Annotated in this window: 21 protein-coding genes; 9 read left to right on the top strand and 12 right to left on the bottom strand. The window is 38.8% G+C overall.

Annotated features, from left to right (window positions below; genetic code table 11):
- Positions 1–26: 26 nt before the first annotated feature.
- A complete protein-coding gene (gene pheA, locus H7R46_RS05910; protein ID WP_002049199.1) occupies positions 27–1136 on the bottom strand; it encodes a prephenate dehydratase in 1110 nt (369 codons plus the stop codon).
- Between the two features lie 183 nt (positions 1137–1319).
- On the opposite strand from pheA, the gene H7R46_RS05905 reads away from it, so the two are divergent.
- Positions 1320–2264 carry an alpha/beta hydrolase gene (locus H7R46_RS05905; protein WP_005068291.1) on the top strand — a complete coding sequence of 315 codons (945 nt, stop codon included), beginning with the start codon at positions 1320–1322 and terminating at the stop codon, positions 2262–2264.
- 41 nt (positions 2265–2305) lie between these two features.
- Here H7R46_RS05905 and H7R46_RS05900 read toward each other — a convergent pair whose 3' ends face one another.
- Together H7R46_RS05900 and H7R46_RS05895 are read right to left on the bottom strand one after the other, a co-directional pair.
- On the bottom strand, positions 2306–3451 hold the full coding sequence (locus H7R46_RS05900) for an acyl-CoA dehydrogenase family protein (RefSeq protein ID WP_005068286.1): 1146 nt from the start codon (positions 3449–3451) through the stop codon (positions 2306–2308).
- 163 nt (positions 3452–3614) lie between these two features.
- The gene (locus H7R46_RS05895) at positions 3615–4973 is read right to left on the bottom strand and encodes a dicarboxylate/amino acid:cation symporter (protein WP_002118145.1); all 1359 of its coding nucleotides are present in this window, start codon (positions 4971–4973) and stop codon (positions 3615–3617) included.
- Between the two features lie 503 nt (positions 4974–5476).
- Between H7R46_RS05895 and H7R46_RS05890 the strand changes: the two genes are divergently transcribed.
- The gene (locus H7R46_RS05890; protein WP_005068284.1) at positions 5477–6490 is read left to right on the top strand and encodes a glycosyl transferase family protein; all 1014 of its coding nucleotides are present in this window, start codon (positions 5477–5479) and stop codon (positions 6488–6490) included.
- A 201-nt stretch (positions 6491–6691) separates the two neighbouring features.
- Here the strand turns inward: H7R46_RS05890 and H7R46_RS05885 are convergent, their stop codons facing one another.
- A complete protein-coding gene (locus H7R46_RS05885) occupies positions 6692–6964 on the bottom strand; it encodes a YeaC family protein (protein WP_002118245.1) in 273 nt (90 codons plus the stop codon).
- Positions 6961–7869 (bottom strand): NAD(+) kinase, encoded by a 909-nt coding sequence (locus tag H7R46_RS05880; protein ID WP_005068282.1) that lies wholly within the window; start codon positions 7867–7869, stop codon positions 6961–6963. The genes H7R46_RS05885 and H7R46_RS05880 overlap by 4 nt, the downstream gene beginning before the upstream one ends.
- A 185-nt stretch (positions 7870–8054) precedes the next feature.
- Between H7R46_RS05880 and mrcB the strand changes: the two genes are divergently transcribed.
- Together mrcB and H7R46_RS05870 are read left to right on the top strand one after the other, a co-directional pair.
- A complete protein-coding gene (gene mrcB / locus H7R46_RS05875) occupies positions 8055–10451 on the top strand; it encodes a penicillin-binding protein 1B (protein ID WP_005068277.1) in 2397 nt (798 codons plus the stop codon).
- A gap of 21 nt (positions 10452–10472) precedes the next feature.
- A complete protein-coding gene (locus H7R46_RS05870; protein ID WP_002118198.1) occupies positions 10473–11021 on the top strand; it encodes a tetratricopeptide repeat protein in 549 nt (182 codons plus the stop codon).
- Between the two features lie 24 nt (positions 11022–11045).
- On the opposite strand, the gene H7R46_RS05865 is transcribed toward H7R46_RS05870, so the two are convergent.
- Complete coding sequence (locus H7R46_RS05865) at positions 11046–11942, bottom strand: NUDIX domain-containing protein (protein WP_005068274.1); 897 nt, start codon at positions 11940–11942, stop codon at positions 11046–11048.
- 136 nt (positions 11943–12078) lie between these two features.
- On the opposite strand from H7R46_RS05865, the gene hemP reads away from it, so the two are divergent.
- Positions 12079–12249 (top strand): hemin uptake protein HemP, encoded by a 171-nt coding sequence (gene hemP, locus H7R46_RS05860; protein ID WP_002118129.1) that lies wholly within the window; start codon positions 12079–12081, stop codon positions 12247–12249.
- A gap of 72 nt (positions 12250–12321) precedes the next feature.
- Here the strand turns inward: hemP and H7R46_RS05855 are convergent, their stop codons facing one another.
- The 4 genes from H7R46_RS05855 to H7R46_RS05840 form a co-directional block, all read right to left on the bottom strand.
- Positions 12322–13662 carry an ATP-binding protein gene (locus tag H7R46_RS05855; RefSeq protein ID WP_005068270.1) on the bottom strand — a complete coding sequence of 447 codons (1341 nt, stop codon included), beginning with the start codon at positions 13660–13662 and terminating at the stop codon, positions 12322–12324.
- Positions 13659–14321, bottom strand: a complete 663-nt coding sequence (locus H7R46_RS05850) for a response regulator transcription factor (protein ID WP_005068268.1) — start codon at positions 14319–14321, stop codon at positions 13659–13661. Before H7R46_RS05850 ends, H7R46_RS05855 begins: the two co-directional genes overlap by 4 nt.
- A 108-nt stretch (positions 14322–14429) precedes the next feature.
- Positions 14430–14789, bottom strand: coding sequence for a NirD/YgiW/YdeI family stress tolerance protein (locus H7R46_RS05845; RefSeq protein ID WP_002118236.1), 360 nt, complete (start codon positions 14787–14789; stop codon positions 14430–14432).
- Between the two features lie 80 nt (positions 14790–14869).
- Positions 14870–16627 carry a GspE/PulE family protein gene (locus tag H7R46_RS05840; RefSeq protein ID WP_005068266.1) on the bottom strand — a complete coding sequence of 586 codons (1758 nt, stop codon included), beginning with the start codon at positions 16625–16627 and terminating at the stop codon, positions 14870–14872.
- Between the two features lie 255 nt (positions 16628–16882).
- Between H7R46_RS05840 and H7R46_RS05835 the strand changes: the two genes are divergently transcribed.
- Positions 16883–18154, top strand: coding sequence for an MgtC/SapB family protein (locus H7R46_RS05835; protein ID WP_086260915.1), 1272 nt, complete (start codon positions 16883–16885; stop codon positions 18152–18154).
- 8 nt (positions 18155–18162) lie between these two features.
- Here H7R46_RS05835 and tsaA read toward each other — a convergent pair whose 3' ends face one another.
- Positions 18163–18894, bottom strand: coding sequence for a tRNA (N6-threonylcarbamoyladenosine(37)-N6)-methyltransferase TrmO (gene tsaA / locus H7R46_RS05830; protein ID WP_005068263.1), 732 nt, complete (start codon positions 18892–18894; stop codon positions 18163–18165).
- 101 nt (positions 18895–18995) lie between these two features.
- Here tsaA and H7R46_RS05825 point away from each other — a divergent pair, with 101 nt between their 5' ends.
- Positions 18996–19775 carry a ferredoxin--NADP reductase gene (locus H7R46_RS05825; RefSeq protein ID WP_002118187.1) on the top strand — a complete coding sequence of 260 codons (780 nt, stop codon included), beginning with the start codon at positions 18996–18998 and terminating at the stop codon, positions 19773–19775.
- Positions 19776–19830: 55 nt separating this feature from the next.
- On the opposite strand, the gene H7R46_RS05820 is transcribed toward H7R46_RS05825, so the two are convergent.
- Entirely contained in the window at positions 19831–20700 is an 870-nt protein-coding gene (locus H7R46_RS05820; protein WP_005068260.1) for a PhzF family phenazine biosynthesis protein, read from the bottom strand.
- A gap of 230 nt (positions 20701–20930) precedes the next feature.
- On the opposite strand from H7R46_RS05820, the gene H7R46_RS05815 reads away from it, so the two are divergent.
- Together H7R46_RS05815 and yegQ are read left to right on the top strand one after the other, a co-directional pair.
- The gene (locus H7R46_RS05815; protein ID WP_080631073.1) at positions 20931–22397 is read left to right on the top strand and encodes a PLP-dependent aminotransferase family protein; all 1467 of its coding nucleotides are present in this window, start codon (positions 20931–20933) and stop codon (positions 22395–22397) included.
- A gap of 56 nt (positions 22398–22453) precedes the next feature.
- A complete protein-coding gene (gene yegQ, locus H7R46_RS05810) occupies positions 22454–23824 on the top strand; it encodes a tRNA 5-hydroxyuridine modification protein YegQ (protein ID WP_005068254.1) in 1371 nt (456 codons plus the stop codon).
- Positions 23825–23826: the final 2 nt, after the last annotated feature.

Raw genomic sequence — 23826 nt, 5'->3', positions numbered from 1 at the left:
GCATGTCATTATTCCAACATGAGTAATTAGAGAACAGCAGCAGGATAAGAACCTAAAATACGAAGCTCTTTTACCATTGGACGAATATCATTAATTGCTGCTGCAACATTTTCTTGATCGATATGGCCTTCTAAATCGATAAAGAATACATATGCCCATTTTTCAGGTAATGCTGGACGGGTCTCAATACTTGTTAAGCTAATATTATGTTTTGCAAACGGCGCTAAAATTTCTAATAAAGCACCAGCACGGTCATGTGCTGAAATTAATAATGAAGTTTTGTCATTGCCACTTTGTGGAATTTTTTCACGGCCAATGACTAAGAAACGAGTGGTATTTTCCGGATTATCTTCAATATTGCTATGTAAAATTTCAAGGTTATACATACCTGCTGCAATATCTGATGCAATCGCTGCTGAATGCCATTCGTTGCGAATACGACGTGCAGCTTCTGCATTTGAGTTTAAAGCAACACGTTCAACACCCGGATAATGCGCGTCTAACCATTGACGACATTGAGCCAAAGTTTGTTGGTGTGCATAAATCTGTTTAATACTGTCTTTACGTGTATTTTCAGAGACTAGAAATTGATGATGAATACGTAATTCAACTTCACCAATCACATTTAAATTCGATGTTTTAAAACAATCTAAAGTATGGTTCACAATACCTTCAGATGAGTTTTCAACCGGAACTACACCATAATGAGCGCTACCCGCTTCCACTTCACGGAACACTTCATCAATTGTTGGTAGTGGACGAACAACTGCATCTTTACCAAAATGCTTAAGCACGGCAGATTGAGTAAAAGTCCCTTCTGGTCCTAAGAATGCAATACTTTGCGGAGCTTCTAAAGCAAGGCAAGCAGACATAATTTCACGGAACAAACGCGCCATGGTGACATCAGACAAAGGACCTTGGTTGCGCTCCATGACTTTGCGTAAAACTTGTGCTTCACGTTCAGGACGATAAAACAAAGGATTCTCTTCGGAAGCAAATTTAGCTTTAGCAACAGCTTCAGCAAGGCTTGCGCGGCGATTTAATAATTCTTGAATCTGTTGATCTACACTATCAATATCTTCACGAATTTGTTCTAAACTAAGAGAAGTCGTTTTGTTTTGATCATCGTTGATCATTAGAATGCAGCCTCAGTAAAATCATCTTTTAAACGAGAGTATAACAATAGTCTGCTTTGATTTGTTAGGCAATATAGCTGTAAGAGCTTTTTTCATTAACCTTTTTGCTTCCATTTCTTGATTACTTTATTTGATAATGATTTTCATTTATCATTTATATAATAAATTTTATTATCGCCCATTATGCAAAAATCATTTTTCCTTTTATCTACTAGTTTTTTATTGAGTACTTTAATAAGCTGTTCTACCTTCGCCCAAACGCCTATACAAAATCAACCAAAAATCGTTTTTCAAAATAATCAGGCTCAATTTCAAATTAAATCTAAAAATACAGGCCATGATTATCTTATTCAAATTTATAAACCGCCTGTCGCCCCGCCCCAACATGGGTATCCAGTACTTTATATATTAGATGGAAATGCTACATTCCCAAGTGCTGCCAATATTGCTCAGTCGATTGGCGCTGGTTCTACCAAATTAGGACTAGATCCACTCATGATAGTAGCGGTTGGTTACCCTCAGCAAAAAACCTTTGATGTGCAAAAGCGTGCTTATGATTACACTCCAAAACCTTCTGCCCAATTTCAAGCACAAGGTAAATATAAATATGGGGGTGCTGATCAGTTTATTGCTTTTTTAAATCGCGAACTCAAGCCTACAATTGCAAAACAATTTCCGATTAATAGCCAACAGCAAAGTCTTTATGGACATTCTTTTGGAGGTTTATTTGTGCTTTATCATTTTTTTCAAAAGCCAAATGCATTTCAGCGTTACTTTGCTGCAAGCCCTTCTCTCTGGTTTGACCAAGGCATGTTATTTCAGCAGTTAAATCATTGGCAAAGTCAGAAACCAAATCATTCCCCTTTACTCATGACCACAGTCGGTACACATGAGCAAGGTGGCCCTCGCACTCAACTTAACAATAAATTAAATGAAGCAGATTTCTTTAAAGCTTTAGAAAATAAACGTTCAAACCAATTTAGTTATTGGCATTTTTATAACCCTGCTGAACAACACATTACAAATTTGTATGCGAGCTTGCCTAAAGCACTTATGTTTGCTTCATGTCAAAATTTAGAAAGCTGTAAATCTTTATTCGATGAACCATCGCAGAAAACAGCTAAATAATAAAAAAGCCTACTCAAAGGTAGGCTTTTTTGAAGCTATTATTAAGCTTTACCGATTAATCCACGCGCCACGATTTCTTTCATAATTTCATTTGTACCACCGTAAATACGTTGAATACGTGCATCTACAAAGAAACGTGAAATTGGATATTCAGTCATATAACCATAACCGCCAAAGAGTTGCAGCAAGTTATCTGCGACTTTCATTTGCATGTCAGTGCTGAAGCTTTTAAGCGCTGCCGCAGTTTCCACATCTAGCTTGCCTTCTTGATATAGAGCAACATTTCTCTCATAGAAAGCAGCTGTAGCAAGCTCATCAATTTTTGCTTGTGCTAAAACAAAACGCGTATTTTGGAACTGTGAAATGGGTTGACCAAATGCATGACGCTCTTTTACATAAGCAGTTGCCAAATCAATTGCACCACGAATAGCGCCAATTGCGGTAGATGCAATAGCTGTACGTTCTCGCGGTAACTCTTGCATTAAATAAGCAAAGCCTTGTCCAGCTTGACCGAGTAACTGGTTTTTAGGAACTTTAACATTGTCAAAAAATAGCTCAGATGTGTCTTGAGAATGCAGACCGATTTTGTCTAAATTTGTGCCTTTTTTAAAGCCTTCTAGATGCGTATCTGCCAATAATAATGACACGCCTTTTGCACGCGCTTGAGGATCAGTTTTTACTGCAAGCACCACAAGATCAGCATGTTGTCCATTTGAAATAAAGGTTTTTGAGCCATTTAATAAATAATGGTCATCTTGCAAAATGGCGCTAGTACGCATTGATTGTAAATCCGAACCCGCTCCAGGTTCAGTCATACCAATTGCACCAACCACTTCACCTGTTACCATTTTCGGCAACCAATATTGTTTTTGCTCTTCTGTCCCGATGTGTAAAATATATGGTGCAGCAATTTCAGAGTGGCAAGAAATCGCTGTTGATAATGCACAAAAACCAGCACGTGCCGATTCTTCAACCAACATTAATGAATAATAGGTTGGTACGCCGTAACCACCGTATTCTTCTGGAACATCCACACACAAAAAGCCATTTTCGCCCAGTTGATTCCAGACAGAGCGAGGCATAATTCCTTCGCGTTCCCATTGGTCGTATTGCGGTGCAATATGCTCATTCATAAAACGTTTAAAATTATTACGGAATAATTCTAAATCTGCATCGTATGCCAACATAATATTTTCCTTCGGCTTTATTGTTTTATCTAATCTCATTGCTCTGCATGCTAATCATTTTTTAAGCTACTGTCATGACATAGCTGCTCATTAAAACTGTACTTTTCAGTCAGCCAATAAAAAAGGAAGCCAAAGCTTCCTCTTTTATATAGGTTTATTTGAATTAATCTAAACCTTCAGCAACTTGAGGAGTTTTTTGCTCCATCATTTTTCTGTCGACTTCATCTGGATTATTTAAAGCATCATTTAGCTTATCTTTATCTAAAGCACCGACCCATTTTGCAACAACAATCGTTGCTAATGAGTTACCAACAAGGTTAGTTAATGCACGGGCTTCTGACATGAAACGGTCAATACCTAAAATCAATGCCAGACCTGCCACTGGAATATGTCCTACAGCAGATAAAGTTGCAGCCATAACAATAAAGCCAGAGCCTGTTACACCCGCAGCCCCCTTAGATGAAATTAAGAGTACCAACAACAAAGTAATCTGATGTTGAATATCAAGCTGTGTATTTGTTGCCTGAGCAATAAAGATTGCAGCCATAGTCAAATAAATTGACGTACCATCAAGGTTAAATGAATAACCTGTTGGGATAACCAAACCAACTACAGATTTTTCACAACCTGCAATTTCAAGTTTACGTAACATGCGAGGCAAAACAGATTCAGAAGAAGATGTACCAAGTACAATTAATAACTCTTCACGAATCAGGCGAATCATCTTAAGAATACTGAATCCACTAATACGGCTGATTGTACCCAAAATTAAGAAGATAAAGAGTAAGCACGTAATATAGAAGCAGATAATGAGCTGCCCTAATTGTACGAGTGAACCAACACCATATTTACCGATAGTGAATGCCATTGCACCGAATGCACCAATCGGAGCCAATTTCATGACCATATTCACAATGTTAAAGAACACATGTGCAACTTGATCAATAAATTTTAAAACTGGACGTCCCGCATCACCTAACTTATGTAAAGCAAAACCAAAGAGAATTGCAAAAAGAAGGACTTGTAAGATTTCACCATTTGCAAATGCACCAACCACCGTATCAGGGATGATGTGCATTAAGAAATCAATGGTAGATTGTGACTCACCAGAACTGACGTATTTTTGAATGCCCGAAGTATCGAGAGTGGTAGGGTCAACATTCATCCCTACACCCGGTTTAGCAATGTTAATTACAACAAGGCCAATTAGAAGTGCAATTGTTGAAACGATTTCAAAGTATAACAACGCAACGCCGCCAGTTTTTCCGACTGACTTCATGCTTTCCATGCCAGCAATACCGCTTACCACGGTACAGAAAATAACTGGAGCAATGATCATCTTGATCAAACGAATAAAGGCATCACCTAATGGCTTGAGTTTTTCACCTAACCCCGGAATATGCTGTTCGACACCATTGACAATTTGCGTTGAGCTTGGAGAAAAATGCCCTACCAAGATACCCGCAATAATCGCAATAATCACCTGAAAATAAAGTGATTTATAAATCGGTTTTTTAGCCATAACTTTACTTCAATCTATATTTCCAAGTCCGTTGGAAATACCAAAATGAAACGTCTATTCTTTACGAATACACAGCCCTAACCTTTCACATTAACACCGCAAAAGGGAAATGGTTTTTTGGGAACAAAAAACCTTCCTACTACCTCAATGAAAACAAAATCAATGTTTTCTAAAACAGGAGAATACCTGAAGTTTCTAACCACTTTGAGTAGCTCGAAATAACCTCTTACTTTTTCAATAAAAAGCTGAAGATATAGGAGAATCACATAAAATTATGATATGAATGCTCAAAAAAGCACGAGAAAGTGTACTCGAATTAAATAACGATTCGGTTAATTTTTTAGCTAATACGCATAAAAAACACTCAGGTAGCCTTAAGACTTTAGTATAAGAAACACTTTTGATATTTTTTCAGCAGTTTTTTATGTCATATTGATTAAATACTTGTGGACATTTCATTTTGAGCTGCCTACATCCCATCATTTTTATTGTTTTGAACTACGATGAATACTAAACGTAATATCTATAAAGATGCTGAACATCCCTTTGCTCAATATGTCCGTATTTTAGGTAAGGGGAAAACCGGATCTCGCTCTTTAAGCTATGAAGAAGCTTATCAAGCATTTACCATGATTTTAAAAGGTGAAGTGTTAGATGTGCAGCTAGGTGCATTTTTAATGCTGCTTCGGGTTAAAGAAGAATCTATTGAAGAACTCGCAGGTTTCGTTCAAGCGACTAAAGACCAGCTTCATTTTGAGCCTTTAGCTGTTGATTTAGATTGGTCATCTTATGCAGGTAAGCGAAAACACTATCCATGGTTTTTATTAGCCGCTCTTACGCTTGCCCAGCATGGCCATAAAATTGTTATGCATGGTGCATCAGGTCACACGCTTAACCGTGTTTATACTGAGCAAGTCTTAGAATATCTTGGTTATCAAATTTGCCATTCTGAACAAGAAGTTCGTACACAATTAGCAGAGCAAAATTTTGCTTACTTACCACTAGACGTGATTTCACCAGTTCTAAGCGAATTGATATCTCTAAGAAATGTCATGGGATTGCGTTCACCTATTCATACTTTGGCCCGTTTAATTAATCCTTTTAACGCTAAGGCTACCTTACAAGCAATATTCCACCCTGCTTACAGAACTTCTCACCAACATAGCGCATTACGCTTAGGCTATCAAAATAGTGCCGTTATTAAAGGCGAAGGTGGTGAATTTGAACGAAACCCAGATGCTAAAACACTCATTTGCGGTATTAAAAATGGTGAGCTCTATGAACATGAGTTGCCAAAGCTCACACCTGAACGAAGCCCAATTGAAGAAGAATTAGATTTAGCAACGTTTAAAGCAGTATGGCTTGGTCAACAGCACCATGAATATGGAGAAATGGCCGTAACAGAAACCATTGGAATCGCGCTATATACCATGGGCGTTGTTGCTAATTTTGAAGAAGCGATGCAAAAAGCAAAAGTGTTATGGGATACACGAAATTTAAGCAATCTTAATTCGTAGTTAACAAATGCTATCGTGAAGGTCGACATGGATGTCGACCGTATCACTGCGATACAGGAAGTATCGTCAGTGATACAGAGGATTTTTGGTTACTTTTGATCCTTCAAAAGTAATAAATGCCTATATGCTATAACTTATGAAAAACATGCTATATAAGGCTGTATGGAATAACCAAAAATAATTTTTCTGTCTTATTAATTTTTAAACAAAACGAATCGGTTTAAACTCTGGTTCATGCTTGTGATGATCATCATCACACTCTTCACCTTCTTCTTTTGTACCACGGTCAATATAACCGCTACGCTGATCTTCTGGTAAGTTCTTCAACTCCCAAGCGATTACAGCTTGCATACAAGTTTCACGCTGCTCTTTAGTTAAAACAACGCCGTTTGGCCATTTACCAATTTCTACTGCTGTTTTTAATCGCTCTACAATTTCAGGATTTAAAACAGATAGCATTTGTTCAATATTCATGATTCATCTCTTTGAAAAGATTCAAAATCTTGGTTCCAACCAAGTTTGGTACGGCAGGCCATATAGAAATCATAACCTGGTGGATGCAATAAACTTAGTTTAAATGGGTGTTTACGGATGTGTAAACTGTCTCCAACATTGAGCGAGACACTATGTTGTCCATCTGCACTCACCATTGGTAACACCCGATTTTCGCGAATAACGATTTTAATTTCGCTTTGACCACCGACTACGATGGGACGTGATGACAATGTATGGGGATGCATTGGAACTAATGCAATAGCATCCATAATTGGATGTAAAATTGGGCCACCACCTGACAATGCATAAGCCGTTGATCCGGTTGGCGTCGAAACAATTAAACCATCACTATGTTGGCGGTAAACATATTGACCATCAATATTAAGTTCGAAGTCAATCATGTGTACCGATTTGCCCGAATGCAAAACGACATCGTTTAAGGCAATCGCGTCATAAATGACTTCACCATTTGTTCGTACTTCCATTTCAAGTAAGAAACGACGGTCGAGCTGGAAATGCCCTTGAAGTACTTGGTCAAGTTTGAAAATGGCTTCTGAAGGTTTGATATCAGTTAAAAAACCTAACCGCCCGCGGTTGATACCAATAACAGGCGTATTGTAGCGAACTAAAGCTCTAGCAGCGTGGAGTAAAGAACCGTCGCCTCCAACAACTATGACTAAATCAGCAACTTCACCCAATAAATGACGACTTACAATTTGTGCATGATCATAAGGCACTAATTCAGCAGTTTCCTGATCAAAAATGGGGTTTAAGCCTAGGTTCAACAAATGATCATGAATTAAACATAGTGTTTCTACTACTGATGATTTATCTGGTCGACCGATTAACCCGACGTTTCTGAAGGACTTATGTGAAATTTGCACGAATGAGTAAGCTCCGCTGCGATACTTGGCTATAATAACATTAACCTGATTAATTTAAAAAAACATAACAACAAGATGCTGTAAAATTCAATCTAAGTTTTCCAATTATTCACAGTTTTATCATTGCAAATTGATGACAAGCTATCGCATCATTACAGGCATTGTTAGGGTTTTATCTCATTTTTATGAAGTTTGAACGTGGTATCGGTTTCTTTGCACTAATCTTTTCCATTTTGGTCATTGGTGCTTTTATTGCTCTTAGTATCTATCTGATTCGTTTAGATAATATTATCCGTGAAAAATTTGAAGGACAACGGTGGGATATTCCTGCCAAAGTGTTCGCACGACCTTTGGAAATTTATAATAACGCACCTATTACCCAAGCAAATTTCACTCAAGAATTAAAACTCTTGGGTTACAAAACTTCAAGTAATTATGACAAGTCTGGAACCTATGTTGCTCAGGGTAGCAATATGTATATCCACACGCGTGGTTTTGATTACGGCGACAGTGTTGAACCCGAACAAGTACTAGAGTTAAGTTTTGCAAATGACCAAGTTGCTGAAGTTAGAAGTACAAAACCTTCTTCAACGGGTGTTGCACGACTAGAGCCACTTCTGATTGGAGGGATCTACCCTCAACATAATGAAGACCGTGTTCTCATTAAACTGAATAATGTCCCTAAACCACTTATTGAAGCTTTAATTTCAACAGAAGACCGTAATTTCTATCATCATCACGGTATTTCAATTCGTGGTACTGCTCGTGCATTAGTGAGCAATATCACAGGTGGTAAACGTCAAGGTGGTTCAACCCTGACTCAACAATTAGTTAAAAACTTCTACCTCACACCTGAACGCACACTCAAACGTAAAGTTAATGAAGCATTAATGGCTTTACTCATTGAGCTGCATTACAGCAAAGATGAAATTTTAGAAGCCTACTTAAATGAAGTGAATCTAGGCCAAAATGGTAGCTACTCAATTAATGGCTATGGTTTGGCTTCTCAATTTTATTTTGGTTTACCTTTACGTGAGCTTAGCGTTGCACAGCAAGCTTATTTAGTTGGTTTAGTGCAAGGCCCTTCTTTATATAATCCTTGGAAAAATCCTGAAGGTGCAAAAAAACGCCGCGATACCGTGTTAAATAACATGCGTGTAATGGGTTATTTAACTCAAGCAGAATACGAAGATGAAATTGCACGTCCTTTAAATGTGTTAAATAAACCAAGTTTAGGTCCTGCAAAATTCCCTGACTTTTTAGATATCGTGCGTCGTCAATTACGCACAGAATATCAAGAAAGTGATTTAACTAATCAGGGCTTACGTATTTTTACGACTCTAGACCCAATTACTCAAACTCAAGTTCAAAATGCTTTTAAAGCTTCAGTAGACCGCTTGGCAAGCAGCAACCCAGCACGTTTGAAAAACTTACAGGGTGCTGTACTGATTGCACATCCAGAAAACGGCGAGCTTGTTGCCGCTGTTGGTTCTACACAAGACTTTACTGGTTTTAACCGCGCTGTAGATGCGAAACGCCAAGTCGGTTCTTTATTAAAACCTGTAATTTATTTAAGTGCTATTGAATCTGGGCGTTACAACTGGGCAACCCAAATTGAAGATGCACCGATTAGTGTCCCTGTAGATGGTGGCAAGAGTTGGACACCTAAAAACTACAGTGGTGGTGGACATGGTGTAGTCAGCTTGAGCGAAGCTTTAGCAAATTCATATAACCTTTCTGCTGTGCGCTTGGGTCAAGAGTTTGGTTTATCTACATTTACAAACAACTTAAGAAAGTTTGGTGTTGAGTCGACCATTCCTGCCTACCCATCTATTTTCCTTGGGGCAGTCAATATGTCACCAATGGAGGTTCTGGGAATTTATGAGAACTTTGCTACAGGTGGCTTTAAATATCCGACTCGTGCGATTCGATCTGTCGTAGATGCAAATGGTCGCCTGCTTGACCGTTATGGCCTGAATGTTCAACAAACCATTGATCCATCTGTTGGTTATATCATGAATTATGGTCTACAACAGGTCATGTCTTCGGGTACTGGTCGCGCAGCTTATAATAGCTTGTCTCCTGCTTTAAAATTGGCAGGTAAATCAGGTACGACTAACGATACACGTGACTCATGGTTTGCGGGCTACTCAGGTAACCACGTTGCTGTAGTTTGGTTAGGTTTAGATGACAACAAAGTAACAGGATTAACAGGTTCATCTGGTGCATTGCCAGTATGGATTAATGTGATGAAACAATTACGTCAAACGCCTGTAAATCTACGTCAACCAGACACAGTACAGTGGCAGTGGATTGACCGTGCAACGGGTGATTTATCTGCTCAGGCATGTGATGGTGCAATGTATATTCCGATGCTAACGCATACGGTTCCGCACCGTGCTACGCCATGTGGAGCACCTTATTATCAAGTTGATCCAACATATACGCCACAAAGTGATAACACAATTCCTGACTCACAGGATGATAATACCGACAGTTATATTCGTGAAAGTGAAAACCAGATGGAACAAGATCTGTCAAACAACTCACGTGTAATTTCAAGTGGTAGTTATAACAACTAAGCGTTAACAGGAAATTAGGATATGTTAAAGAAAGGTGTTTTTTATATTGGTGCTGTTCTTATGGTCGGCTGTACAACTCTGCCCGATCATTCTGACTCCAAAGAGAAAACACCTACTCCTCCAGTCAAAAAGACGGAAACTCCATCAGGCGTAAAAATTACACCTTATGATCACCCAGAAATTCAACGTAAAAATTTACAGGTGATTGTTCCTCAACAGAAAAAGCCTCAACATTTTAGTGATGATGGCAGCCAGCTACCTGCATTTAAAGTTTTAATGCAAAAAACACAGCAGGCTTATAAAAATCAACAGTGGTCAGAGGCAGAGCGCTATGCACTTCAAGCACAGCGTTTAGCACCACAGGCCGCTGAGACTTATTTATTTCTTGCACTTACGGCAAATCATAAACAGCAATATTCTAATGCTGAGTCTTTAGCAAGACGTGGTTTGAGTTTTGCCCAAAGTCAGCCAATGAAAAAGCAGCTTTGGTTGGTTATCTTAAAAGCTGGGCAACAACGCAACAATCAAAAAACTGTTCAAGAAGCACAACAAGCATTAAAAGCTCTCTAGCTTTTAATGCTTTTTATTTTCTCATTAGAAATTACGAATACCAGCTAAGCCATATGCACCATGCTGCTGTGCAGTGGCTAAATCGTCTGGATGCACTCCTCCTAATGCAAAAACTGGAATCTGGCTATTTTGAGCGAGATCACTAAAACGTTCCCAACCTAATGCTACGGCTTCTGGATGAGTCGTTGTTGGTTTTACAGGACTAATAAAAACAGCATCGCAACCAATCTGCTGAGCCTGTTTTAAAGAAACCGCATCATGACAAGCAGCAATATATCGTACGCCCACTGTTAAATCGCCTTTATGCAAATTCATGAGCTGAGATTGTTTTAAATGAACGGTCTTTATTTGTTTTTGTAATTCAGGGCTTAATTTCCGCCAAATATCTACATTTATAATTAAATTTGATCGTTGCCCTTCATCTAAAGCAGTTAATTGCTCTATATATTGCGGCTCAAATTCTTCGATACGCCAGTACAATAAAGCATCACTACTTTCTACCGTTGAAAGCGTATTGCTAATTTTGATGAGATGAGGCCAATAGAGTCGTTTTATGATGTTTTTATTGGCTTTAGGGAAGTTTAAATGAAGTAGCTGATCACGTGTATACCATGCCCATGGCTGGTGAATAAGGTTTAATAACTCATCAGGTACATAACTATGGAACAAATGAAGGTTGACGATAATGTCATCATATTCATGGTGAATATAATCAAACTGATGCCAATCTTTTAAACCAATACCCACTTCTTCATAGATTTCACGGCGGCAGGCTTCTTCTGGTGTTTCACCCTGCTCAACCTTCCCTCCAGGGAACTCATGCTTTCCACCTTGATGTTGCTGCTCTTCGCGCCATCCAACTAATATTTTTCCACGATGGATCAAGATTGCTATAGCGACATCGACTATTGGTTTGGGCATCTTTTTACTCTCTAAAACTTTTCTCAAGTGTAAGCAAATTTTATCATTTTATAAAATCTTAAAAATCTCATTGACAGATCTATTCGATAATGATTATCATTTAAATCGTTCAAGAACATACCACGGAGCACAACAAATGAACGCACCTTTTAGCTTATTTACCCGTAACAATGACACAGCTCACGCCTTACCAATGTTACATTCTAATAACCTCTTTGCATTAGGCCGTGAAATTCGCATTATGCATGCTGGCGAGGAATATCGTTTACGCCTCACTCGCAACAATCGCCTAATTTTAACTAAATAAAAAACATACTCGCGTTTCAATAATATTCGTGGGAAAACAAAAAATGGATAGCATGGGTAACCATGCTATTTTTTATGAAGGAAGAATAATCTCTGCCCTCAGACCACCTTGTTCAGCATGCATAAAACGTAACTTGCCATTATGCAATTCAATAATTTTTCGAGTAATTGAAATTCCTAAGCCAGAACCTTGCTGTTGAGTACCGAGTACCCGAAAAAAACGCTGCCCTAACCGTAATAGCACTTCATCATCTACTCCATTTCCCGTGTCTTCAATAGACACCTTAATTTGCTGTTCATGCTGACTAATCTCAACATGAATAGAGCCTAATGTCGGGCTATAACGAATGGCGTTATCAAATAAATTTCTAAAAGCAATAAACAGTAATTCTTCATTCGCATATGTTTTAGTTTCTGCCGATAAGGTATTTACCTCTATCAACATCTGTTTAGCTTTCGCATCTAAATCTACAGTTTCAATCACTCTAGCCAGTAAGTAATTTAAATCGATAACTGTCTTAGGAAGTTCAGGCTGTTCAGCTTCATTAGGTTCTAAGCGGGCCAGAAGAAGTAAATTCTCAAGTATTTTTGTACTTCTAGAAACGTCTTCTTGTATGCGTTCAAAATCTTGATGAAGTTCTGGAAGATGTTGGTATTTACGCTGTAAAACCTGAAGACGCATTTGTATGGCAGATAACGGAGAACGTAGCTCATGCGAAGCATCCGCGGTAAAACGCTGTTCAGCAACAAGAGCCCTTTGCAATCTCGCAAGCAATTGATTTAACGCATCTATAACAGGTTGAATTTCTGTAATGACATCTGGTTCTTGAATTGGCTCTAAATTTGATGCAGTTTTTTGAGCAATTCGTCTAGAAAGTAAATTGAGTGCAGCCAATTGATGCTCGGTACGCCAACTTACAATGACCCATTGCAGTAACCAAAACAACACCATAAGACCACTATATCCAGCAAGTGCTTTAAGTACTTCTTCAACACGCGTACTCATTGGTTGAAAAACTTCAACTTGTAGCTGAGAGTCTTCTTGTTGTGCAGCCAGACTACGCCATAATTGACCATCAAACAAAAAATACGAAAAACCTTCTGATAAGTTACCTTGCTCAAAAAGTTCATGCTGATAGGTATGAGAATGGGTAAGTACTTGGCCTGTGTTTAATAACTCATACTGAATATCAAATTCATCACTCAGCTCATCAAACTGTTTCATGGAGTGTTCAGAAAGATCGGAAACCAGCAAAGTATCTGAAATTTCATCCATGATTTCATCTTGCACTGACATGTTGTGATAGATAGAAAATATGGTGAGTAAGCTTAAAGCCAATAATCCCACCACGATACTACTCCACATCGTAGTTTTAACCAGTTGCGACTGCAAAGATGAGCTATTCGATTTCATTTTATATCTCCCATACGGTAGCCTAGCCCCCGTATGGTTTTAATACTGCTGCTTCCGATTTTTTTTCGAAGTTGATAAATAAATACTTCGATTGCGTTACTTTCAATTTCCTCGCCCCATGCATAGAGTGCTTCTTCTAATTGATCGCGGGTAATAATATGCTCGGGATGCACCATAAGCTTACGCAAAATTTGGAATTCTTTTGCCGTTAAATCGATAGATTTGCCAGCACTTAATACGACTTTCGCTTGTGTATCAAGTTGTAGGTCACCCCATGTTAAAACCGATTGCTGACTCAAAGTTTGTTTGCGTAATTGAGCGCGGATGCGAGCCGATAATTCTTCTAAACTAAAAGGCTTAACCAAATAATCATTTGCACCTAAATCTAGCCCCTCTACCCGATCATGAATGCTGTCACGTGCAGTAATAAAAATAACAGGAACATTTTTTTGTTTATGGCGGATCGTTGTTAAAACCTTTTCACCAGCCAGTTGAGGTAGTCCCCGATCAAGCAAAATACAGTCATAATCATGCTGTTCGATTGCCGTAAGTGCATAATCACCTCTTTCGACCCAATCTACCTGATAACCGTCTAACTCTAACCATGATTGAATGCTTTCAGCTTGAGAGCGATCATCTTCTGCAAGCAAAATTCTCATCTATTTTTCCTGTTATATCCTGATTTGATCTTGCCAAGCCTTTATAAAAAAAGCAAAGCCGCATGATTTAAATGCGGCTAAAAGTAGTAGATCTACAGACCTTATTCATTAGAACTGAACTTGATCCACATCAATTTCTACTCGTTTTAAAGGTTTATAGTCAATGTCTACTTCACCAATTAAAGTCACATTTGTATTGGCTGAAATAGGGCGACCTTGCCAAAGTTCATCATCTACATCAATTGTAATGCTACCTGTCTTGTCACGGAATTGATATTTTTCATCACCTAAAGACTTTACAACCTGACCATGTAATTTGATCGGTGTATTATCTTTTGAGGTTAATGCCTGTTTTACTGTAGTGACAGTTGCCGGAGCAATTGCAGCTTGATTCACTGGTGTATTCGCGACAACTACGCCAGCAGCAGTCATACCAGCAGTCATCAACATTACTTTAAGCATATTCATATTATTACCCTCTGTTTATGGTTCCCTCTTGGGATAAAGCAATTAAATCAACCATAAATGAGGTGAATCTTAAGAAAAACTTAATTTAATGGCACAAGCCTCAAGACCTCTTCTAATGTCGTAAGTCCTTCAATCACTTTACGGGCTCCTGCAATTCTTAAAGGTTCTATACCTTCTTTTTTAGTTTGAGTTCTTAAATCATTTAATGTCACATGACTACTAATAAGGTGTTTAAGCTCAAGACTGACCGGCATAAATTCGTAAATACCGACTCGCCCTTTATAGCCTGTATGACGACATTCTTCACAGCCTACCGCTTGATAAACCGTTTCAGGCATTTCCATAATGTAGTCAAAGGTTAAGTGTTCCCACTCATCCTCATTAATGTGAGTTTTTTTCTTACAGTGTGGACAAAGTTGGCGGACTAAGCGCTGCGCGAGAACACCCAAAATTGTTGCAGCTGTCAGAAATGGCTGTACACCCAAATCATGCAACCGAGTCAAACTAGACGGTGCATCATTGGTATGTAAAGTTGATAAAACCAAATGACCTGTTAATGCTGCCTGAATGGCCATATTCGCTGTATCTTGATCACGAATTTCCCCAATCATAATAATGTCAGGGTCTTGACGCATCAGTGCACGTACACCGTCTGCAAAGCCTAATTCAATTGCATTATTGACCTGCATTTGGTTAAAACTAGGCTCTAGCATTTCAATCGGATCTTCAATGGTACAGACATTGACCTGCTCGGTTGCAAGCTGCTTTAAAGATGAATATAGCGTAGTTGTTTTACCGGAGCCTGTAGGACCCGTGACTAAAATAATACCGTGGCTATTTTTTGTTAATTGTTGCCACTGTTGTAATAAACGCTCTTCAAAACCCAATTGCTGAAAAGAACGTACCAACACATCAGGGTCGAAAATACGCATAACCAGTTTTTCACCAAATGCGGTTGGTAAGGTTGATAAACGTAATTCGGTTTCTTGCCCTTTAGGTGTACGTGTTTTTAACCGGCCATCTTGTGGTTTACGTTTTTCCGCTACATTCAAACGTCCTAAAATTTTAATCCGAGAAATCACGGCGGTCAGCGTATTTGAAGGCATGTTATAAATGGTGTGCAAAACGCCATCAATCCTAAACCTGACTTTACCGTTATCTTTGCGCGGTTCCATGTGAATGTCACTGGCACTCTGCTCAAATGCAAACTGTAAAATCCAGTCAACTAATTTCACAATATGCTGATCATTAGCATCTGGGTTTTGACTATCGCCAAGCTGCAAAAGTGCTTCAACATTTTTACTGTCACGGTCATGAGCTGCATCTTTTTGAGCAGAGTTTACCGCGCGACTCACCTGATAATATTCGCGCAAATAGCGTTGTAACTGTTCGGGATTAAGCAGTACCCGTTCAATTTTTTTAGGCGCTAGACTACGTTCAAGGTTATTAAGCCAATCTGTTTGAAATGGTTGATCTGTTCCAATCACGATTCGGTCAGCATGAATTTCAACAGCTAAAATATGGTTACGAATGGCAAACTCTTGTGACATGACCTGCGTTAAAGCACTGACATCTGCCTTTAAAGGATCGATCACAAATAGAGGGAGCTGAACCCGATCTGCAAACCATAAACATAAGCGGTTTAAACTCAAATGCGCATGTGTGTGTTGCTGATCTTTTAAATTAAAATGTGCTATCCACTGTAATGGATGCCACTTTAACTGGTCTTTTTGGCGGTGACTTGTCTGTACCAGTAATTTATCTCGTTCTGTTATACGGCCTTCTTGTAATAGTTGTTCTAGACACCAATACGTATCTATTTCTACATGTGCATTCATGCGTTATCCCCAATATATTTTTATAATATAGCAGAGATGTTTTACATTTAAATATCCTTTAACATCAGTTAATTAAACCACTTCTCATCTTAATATTTTTTTGTGTCACAGGTCATATTTATAGAAATATTTTATGCCTAGTTTTGTCTAAAAAAGATACTATGCTCACTATAATAAAAAGCATAAACTGAACATGAATACATGATTTTAAAATGATTCAAATCTACATATAACAATAAGCAAAGAGGAAGTAATATGGAACTTCAAATGACAATGTCATTACAAACAGCATCATTTGAAGAATTCATTACAGTGATTGCTGCGGCGCTTGGTTGTGGCTTATTAATTGGTTTAGAACGAGAACGAAGTAAGCTTAAACATGAATATAAAACCTTTGCGGGTTTCCGTTCTTTTGCAATTAGTGCTTTATTAGGAGCGGTCTGTTTTTTATTTGGCATTGAAATTGGAATTGTGGGTGCCTTACTCATTGGTGCCATTAGTATTGTTTCCCTCAAAAATCAACCCAATGACCCGGGCGTGACCACCGAACTCGCCTTTATTATGACTTACTTCATCGGGGCACTTTGTATTTGGAATATTTCGCTCGCTGCCGGCCTAGCTGTGATCATGACAACTATCTTAATAGCTAAGCAGTCTATGCATGGTATTGCCAGTCAGTGGATTACTGAATCAGAATTACGTGATGGTATTTTTCTACTTGCCTTACTGTTAATTGCTTTGCCTTTAGTTCCAAATAAACCTTTTTGGGGTCCAGTTTTAAATCCACATGTGATTTTAAAATTACTGACTTTAATCTTATTTGTACAAGCCCTTGCCCATATAGCAAAGCGACTTTTGTCATCTAAAAATGCTTTATTGCTTTCTTCTTTAGCTTCTGGATTTGTTTCTAGTACAGCAACTATTGCCAGTTTAGGCTTAGAAGTACGCTCTGGCAAAGCCAACGCAACAACAAATGCAGGTGCTGCATTGATGTCTTGCGTTTCAACACTGATTCAAACCTTAATTATTGTGATCGGTATTAGCTTTGCTTGGTTCAAGCTGATTATATTTCCTACACTTATTGCCTTAGTAGTATTAGCAGTATGGGCCTTTATTTTATTACGTAAAGCCGAACCTAGTAAGGCTTCGCCCGAGGTTGACTCAAGAATGTTCAGCTTAAAAGAAGCCATTATTATTGCGGGTACACTTACCCTTATTCAGGCAGGTGTTTATGGTTTAAGTCTATCTTTAGGCGATGCGGGATTAATCGCGGGGACCTTACTTGCTTCTTTATTTGAAATACATGCAGCTATAGCGGCGGTCATTGTGCAAGGTGAACCTGATAGCGCACATATGACACCTTTATTAATTGCCTTTTTAGGAGGTTTTGCAGTTCACGCTCTTGCTAAAAGTGTGAACTCTGCAATTTCGGGCGGACTACGCTATGCCCTTGCTTTCGTTCCCGCCCAGCTCATTCATATGGCTATTTTTATTACTTTACTTTGGCTCAACATCCATTGGTTTTAAAATATCTATTATGCAAGCGCAGAAGTCTTCACCACATCAATGACGGTAACTACAAATTGATCGACCTTAAAATGAATATCAAAGTCTGAAAATTTCATTTTATAGATTCTTTCAGCATCTTCTTGATAGGCAGGCCGAGGATCTAAAGCTAACACTTGCTCAAGCTCATCAATGTATTGCGAATCTATTTCTTTATTTTGAAGAAAATATTTTTGAGCTGTTAACGCAGTTTCATTCCAAATAACTGCCTTTCGTTCTGGTTCTGCATGCGCATAACCACTTTGAGCCTCCGCAATTGCATCAGAATATTGAATATAAGGTTTGATATCTAAAATTGGGGTGCCATTTAATAAATCACTTCCAGTGACATAGACACGCACAGACTTCCCCACTTTTTCCACTTTATTAAGTTTTACGACTGAAAGCCCGATTGGAGAAGGTCTATACATACTTCGTGTAGCAAATACTCCAATTTTTTCATTACCACCTAAACGTGGCGGACGAACCTGTGGACGGAACTTAGCTGCATTGCCTTGATTTTTATTGTCATGAAACTGCCAAACTAACCAGAGATGACTAAATTGCTCAATTCCCTCAAATGCTAACAAGTCGTTATATGGTTCTACCATATCAATATAAGACTCGATATTGACCAAATTAGGCTGGCGTGGAATACCGAATTTTTCACGATAGGGAGAGCACATGTGGCCAATGATGGGGAAGGTGACAGAATTGATCATCACTTTTTCTTATAAACACAATTAAATATATTCAGTTTATCGGGAATGAAATTAGATTAGAATAGCAATCTGTTTTCTTTTAATCGTGATCGAGACCTTTAATGGCTGCTTTTAACGTTGAACGCATTACTCATGTTCACCACTGGAATGACACTCTTTTCAGTTTTAAAACTACACGCGATACCAGCTTACGTTTTAAAAATGGTCAGTTCGTAATGATCGGACTTGAAGTGAATGGCAAACCGTTAATGCGTGCGTATTCGATTGCAAGTGCAAACTACGAAGAAGAGTTAGAATTCTTCTCAATTAAAGTACAAGACGGTCCTTTAACTTCGATTTTGCAAAAAGTACAAGTTGGTGATGAAATCTTAGTTTCTAAAAAACCAACAGGTACTTTGGTTCATGATGACCTTTTACCAGGTAAAAACTTATACCTTTTATCTTCTGGTACTGGTCTTGCTCCATTCTTATCAATTATTCGTGATCCAGAAACTTACGAACGCTTTGAAAAAGTAATCGTTGTTCATGGTACACGCTATATTTCTGAATTAGCTTATCAAGACCTTATCTTAAACGAATTACCAAACCACGAATTCTTTGAAGAGTTAGGTATTAAAGACAAGCTTGTTTACTACCCTACTGTTACTCGTGAACCTTTCCACACTCAAGGCCGTGTAACAACTGCAATTGAAACTGGCGCTTTATTCGAAAAAATCGGTTTACCACGCTTCAACCGTGAAACTGACCGTGCAATGCTTTGCGGTAGCCCTGCATTCTTAAAAGATGTGGCTGCATTACTTGACCAACACGGTTTAGTTGAATCACCTCGTATGGGTGAAATGGGCGACTACGTCATTGAACGTGCGTTCGTAGAAAAATAATTTTTCTAGACATAAAAAAACCGAGGCAAAGTCCTCGGTTTTTTTATATCTGTTTTCACAACTTAATTGTGCCATCGATACAGGTGACAGCGGTTCCACCCACCAAAATTTTATCTTGATACAATTCAAGTTGAAGCTGTCCGTCTCGACCTACCGCCCCACCTTGTGAAGAAAGTACGACATCATTTTGAGCAGGAAGGATCCCATAATAACGAATAAATGAAGCTACGCTACCATTACCACTACCACAAACAGGATCTTCATTTATTCCACATGAAGGGGCAAATGAACGAACTTCTATGTGTTTTTGTTCATCATTATTTTCATGAAAACCAAAAACTGTCGCACCCGTAACTTTCATTTCTAAATCATGTTCTTTTAAAGCGGCAAAGTCTGGTTGGCTATCTAGAACAGCCTCAGCATTAACAGCTTGCAATACAATCCAGCGCGCCCCTACATCTACCAATGCAGCGTTCCATTGAGTATTAATTTCACATTTTAAAATTTCTGCTAATTTCTCAGTATGCATAGCATCTAGTGGAGTAATTTTAGGCTTAGGTAGTTCAAATGAAATATGACTTGACTCACTCACGGTCAGAGTCACTAAACCAGCACCGCACTGCTGTACCAGCTTACCTTCTTTCGATTTAATTAGACCCGCCTCAAGCAAAGCATAGGCAGTACCAATTGTAGGATGGCCTGCAAATGGCAACTCACTTTGTGGAGTAAAAATTCGAACCTGATAATCAGCTTGAGAATCGGTCGCTGGGAGCACAAATGTCGTTTCAGAAAGATTGGTCCAGTTCGCAATGGCTTGCATCTGCTCAGACGTTAAAGTGCTGGCGTCCATAATGACCGCAACAGGATTTCCTTTAAATGCTTGTGAAGTAAAAACATCAACTTGTTTAAATGCAACAACAGACATAGACCTCTCCTACTGATTTTGTAATTTAAAAATATGGTTTTTAAGTCCTTACCATTTCTTGATCTTACTGATTTATTTTTAATGGTCACAGTATCAGTTAATATAAAAAATAATAGACACAGTTATTAAAAATAGATTCAGATTAAATGGATAAATATATAAAACTAACCATATTTGAGATAAATCAGAGATCACTATAAAGTGTATCCATTGCTTTGGCTTTTTAATGAATTGACATGTACAAATATAAAAAAGTGAGTGATGACCTCACCCTACAAATTCAGAATGGCAGGCAGCCTATTGGTTCTCGGTTGCCATCAATTCGAGATTGTGCCCAGCATTATCAAGTCAGTATTAATACCGTAAAAGAAGCTTATCGCCAGCTTGAAGATCAAGGTTTAATTTCAGTTCGTCCACAGTCTGGCTACTATGTTTGTCATGCCCCTTCAAACTTATTAGAACTCGAAGAGCGTTATGTCAGTGAAGAAAAAGTATCTCTTTCAGGAATTAGCTGTTTTCTCGCACAAATTGTTAAAAAACAAATGGACCCCGACTATGTCAATTTGGCCCTAGCTTGCCCTTCTGGGGAAAATTTCTATCCAATTGAACGCTTAAAACGCTTAACTGCTCAGGTGCTGCGCTCTCAATCAGATATTTTTAAAAGCTATACCTTGCCGCCCGGTTCTATACGTTTACGTACTCAAATTGCTAGGCGAAGCTTACAGTTAGGTATGTTTCTTTCAGCAGATGATATTGTGCTCACTCATGGCACGATGGAGGCTTTAAGTCTCGCGATTATGGCAACAACTCAAGCGGGCGACAGCATAGCGCTTGAGATTCCAACATTTCACAACCTGTACCCACTCCTTCATAATTTAGGTCGAAAAATTGTAGAAGTACCGACCTCGCCACATACAGGTATGTGCCTTGATGCACTTGAAGAACTCTTAAAATCTCAAAGTGTCCAAGCCATTTTAACCATTCCAACAGGACACAATCCTCTCGGTTTTAGCATGCCTAAGAGCAGCCGCCGTCGCTTGGCAGAGTTAGCTAATCAGTTTCAGGTTCCTGTTATTGAAGATGCGATGTATGCCGAATTGCAACTCACCGAGCCCCTCTTGCCCAACATTAAAGCGTTTGACCAAAACGGATGGGTTTTGGTATGTGGTAGCTATACTAAAACTGTAGCACCCGACTATCGAATTGGTTGGCTAGAAGCTGGGCGCTTTCGTAATATTGTGCAGCAGCTTAAATTTACAACCACTGTTGCCGAGCCAGCTTTACTCACAGAAACTTTAGGACTTTTCTTAGAGAATGGTGGTTATGACCTGCATTTACGTCAACTCAAAAAACGCTATCAACAGCAAATTGACACCATCAAATCTTATATTTGCCGCTATTTCCCAATCGGTACCCGTGTGAGTCGTCCACAAGCGGGATTTATTTTATGGTTAGAGCTCCCCGAATCAATTGACACACTAGAACTGTTTCACCAAGCAATGGACGAAAAAATCTTATGTATGCCGGGAATTTTGTGTTCGGCTGATAAACGATTTAGTCATTGTTTACGTATTGCAGCTTGTTTTGAGTTAAACCCCAAAATGTTAAATGCTTTGATGCGCCTAGGAGAGCTAGCAAAAAATATGATGCCCGTACAAAAGGATAATGATCAAATCCCTACTAATTCAGTAGGTTGAATCCCAAATCCGGAGTTAATAAAATAAAACCATATATTTTTTATGCCTTTTATTTTATGAAAACTGAGCTTCTCTCTCCCGCAGGTTCACTTAAAAACATGCGCTATGCTTTTGCCTATGGTGCAGATGCCGTATATGCAGGCCAACCACGTTACAGTTTACGTGTGCGTAATAATGCTTTTGATCATGACAACCTAAAAATCGGAATTGATGAAGCCCACGCTTTGGGCAAAAAGTTTTATGTTGTGGTGAACATTCAACCGCATAACAGCAAATTAAAAAACTTTATTCGTGATCTTGAACCAATTGTAGCGATGCAACCAGATGCACTCATTATGTCTGATCCGGGCTTAATCATGATGGTGCGTGAGCATTTTCCAGAAATGCAAATTCATCTATCGGTTCAAGCCAACGCTATTAATTGGGCCACTGTTAAGTTTTGGAAAGACTACGGTCTAAGCCGTGTGATTTTATCGCGTGAGTTATCTTTAGAAGAAATAGAAGAAATCCAGCAACACGTACCCGATATTGAACTTGAAGTTTTTGTACATGGTGCTCTATGCATGGCCTACTCAGGCCGCTGCTTACTTTCTGGATATATGAATAAACGTGATGCCAACCAAGGTGCTTGTACCAATGCTTGTCGTTGGGACTATAAGTTGTATGAAGCCCAAGAAGATGCAAACGGTGATGTGATTCCAGTTACTCAGCTCAACGCGTCAGAAAAGCCTTGCTGCTCATCAGCACAATTAGAAACAACCTCGGCTCAAACGCTGCTGGTACAACGCAATGATGAAGAAATGTTTGCTGCCGAAGAAGATGAACACGGCACCTATTTTATGAACTCTAAAGATTTACGTGCGGTACAACATGTAGATCGTTTAACCAAAATGGGGATTGCCTCACTAAAAATTGAAGGCCGTACTAAATCCTATTTTTACTGTGCCCGTACCGCCCAAATTTATCGAAAAGCTATTGATGATGCTTTAGCAGGCAAACCATTTGACCCAAGCTTAATCAACCAACTCGAAGGTTTGGCAAACCGTGGTTATACCGAAGGCTTTTTGAGACGTCATGTGCATAGCGAATATCAAAACTATGCTGATGGTTCATCGCATTTCGACTACCAACAATTTTGTGGAGAGGTTTTAGAACGTCAAGGCGATTATATTCGCATTGACGTTAAAAACCGTTTTGTGGTGGGCGACTCACTTGAGCTGATGACGCCTCAAGGTAATATCACCTTTACTTTAACCGAAATGCGCGATTTAAAAGGTAACCCAATTACCGATGCTAAAGGTTCGGGGCATTTTGTTGAGATTCCACTTTCACAAGATGTTGATGTTAGTTATGCCCTACTCATACGCAATTTGCCGCATGCCAAGGAAAACATTACTGCCTCAACATTAGCTTATTCAGCGAGTTAAAC

The organism is Acinetobacter sp. BEC1-S18-ESBL-01, from assembly GCF_014169935.1.
Classification (GTDB): domain Bacteria; phylum Pseudomonadota; class Gammaproteobacteria; order Pseudomonadales; family Moraxellaceae; genus Acinetobacter; species Acinetobacter pittii.
Note: the sequence above shows the minus strand (reverse complement) of the source record. Positions and strands in the feature narration are given on the sequence as shown.

Excerpts from the sequence above, each read along its gene's own strand:
- pheA (WP_002049199.1), bottom strand. The coding sequence starts at position 1,136 with ATGATCAACGATGATCAAAACAAAACGACTTCTCTTAGTTTAGAACAA.
- H7R46_RS05905 (WP_005068291.1), top strand. The coding sequence starts at position 1,320 with ATGCAAAAATCATTTTTCCTTTTATCTACTAGTTTTTTATTGAGTACT.
- H7R46_RS05900 (WP_005068286.1), bottom strand. The coding sequence starts at position 3,451 with ATGTTGGCATACGATGCAGATTTAGAATTATTCCGTAATAATTTTAAA.
- H7R46_RS05895 (WP_002118145.1), bottom strand. The coding sequence starts at position 4,973 with ATGGCTAAAAAACCGATTTATAAATCACTTTATTTTCAGGTGATTATT.
- H7R46_RS05890 (WP_005068284.1), top strand. The coding sequence starts at position 5,477 with ATGAATACTAAACGTAATATCTATAAAGATGCTGAACATCCCTTTGCT.
- H7R46_RS05885 (WP_002118245.1), bottom strand. The coding sequence starts at position 6,964 with ATGAATATTGAACAAATGCTATCTGTTTTAAATCCTGAAATTGTAGAG.
- mrcB (WP_005068277.1), top strand. The coding sequence starts at position 8,055 with ATGAAGTTTGAACGTGGTATCGGTTTCTTTGCACTAATCTTTTCCATT.
- H7R46_RS05870 (WP_002118198.1), top strand. The coding sequence starts at position 10,473 with ATGTTAAAGAAAGGTGTTTTTTATATTGGTGCTGTTCTTATGGTCGGC.
- H7R46_RS05865 (WP_005068274.1), bottom strand. The coding sequence starts at position 11,942 with ATGCCCAAACCAATAGTCGATGTCGCTATAGCAATCTTGATCCATCGT.
- hemP (WP_002118129.1), top strand. The coding sequence starts at position 12,079 with ATGAACGCACCTTTTAGCTTATTTACCCGTAACAATGACACAGCTCAC.
- H7R46_RS05855 (WP_005068270.1), bottom strand. The coding sequence starts at position 13,662 with ATGAAATCGAATAGCTCATCTTTGCAGTCGCAACTGGTTAAAACTACG.
- H7R46_RS05850 (WP_005068268.1), bottom strand. The coding sequence starts at position 14,321 with ATGAGAATTTTGCTTGCAGAAGATGATCGCTCTCAAGCTGAAAGCATT.
- H7R46_RS05845 (WP_002118236.1), bottom strand. The coding sequence starts at position 14,789 with ATGAATATGCTTAAAGTAATGTTGATGACTGCTGGTATGACTGCTGCT.
- H7R46_RS05840 (WP_005068266.1), bottom strand. The coding sequence starts at position 16,627 with ATGAATGCACATGTAGAAATAGATACGTATTGGTGTCTAGAACAACTA.
- H7R46_RS05835 (WP_086260915.1), top strand. The coding sequence starts at position 16,883 with ATGGAACTTCAAATGACAATGTCATTACAAACAGCATCATTTGAAGAA.
- tsaA (WP_005068263.1), bottom strand. The coding sequence starts at position 18,894 with ATGATCAATTCTGTCACCTTCCCCATCATTGGCCACATGTGCTCTCCC.
- H7R46_RS05825 (WP_002118187.1), top strand. The coding sequence starts at position 18,996 with ATGGCTGCTTTTAACGTTGAACGCATTACTCATGTTCACCACTGGAAT.
- H7R46_RS05820 (WP_005068260.1), bottom strand. The coding sequence starts at position 20,700 with ATGTCTGTTGTTGCATTTAAACAAGTTGATGTTTTTACTTCACAAGCA.
- yegQ (WP_005068254.1), top strand. The coding sequence starts at position 22,454 with ATGAAAACTGAGCTTCTCTCTCCCGCAGGTTCACTTAAAAACATGCGC.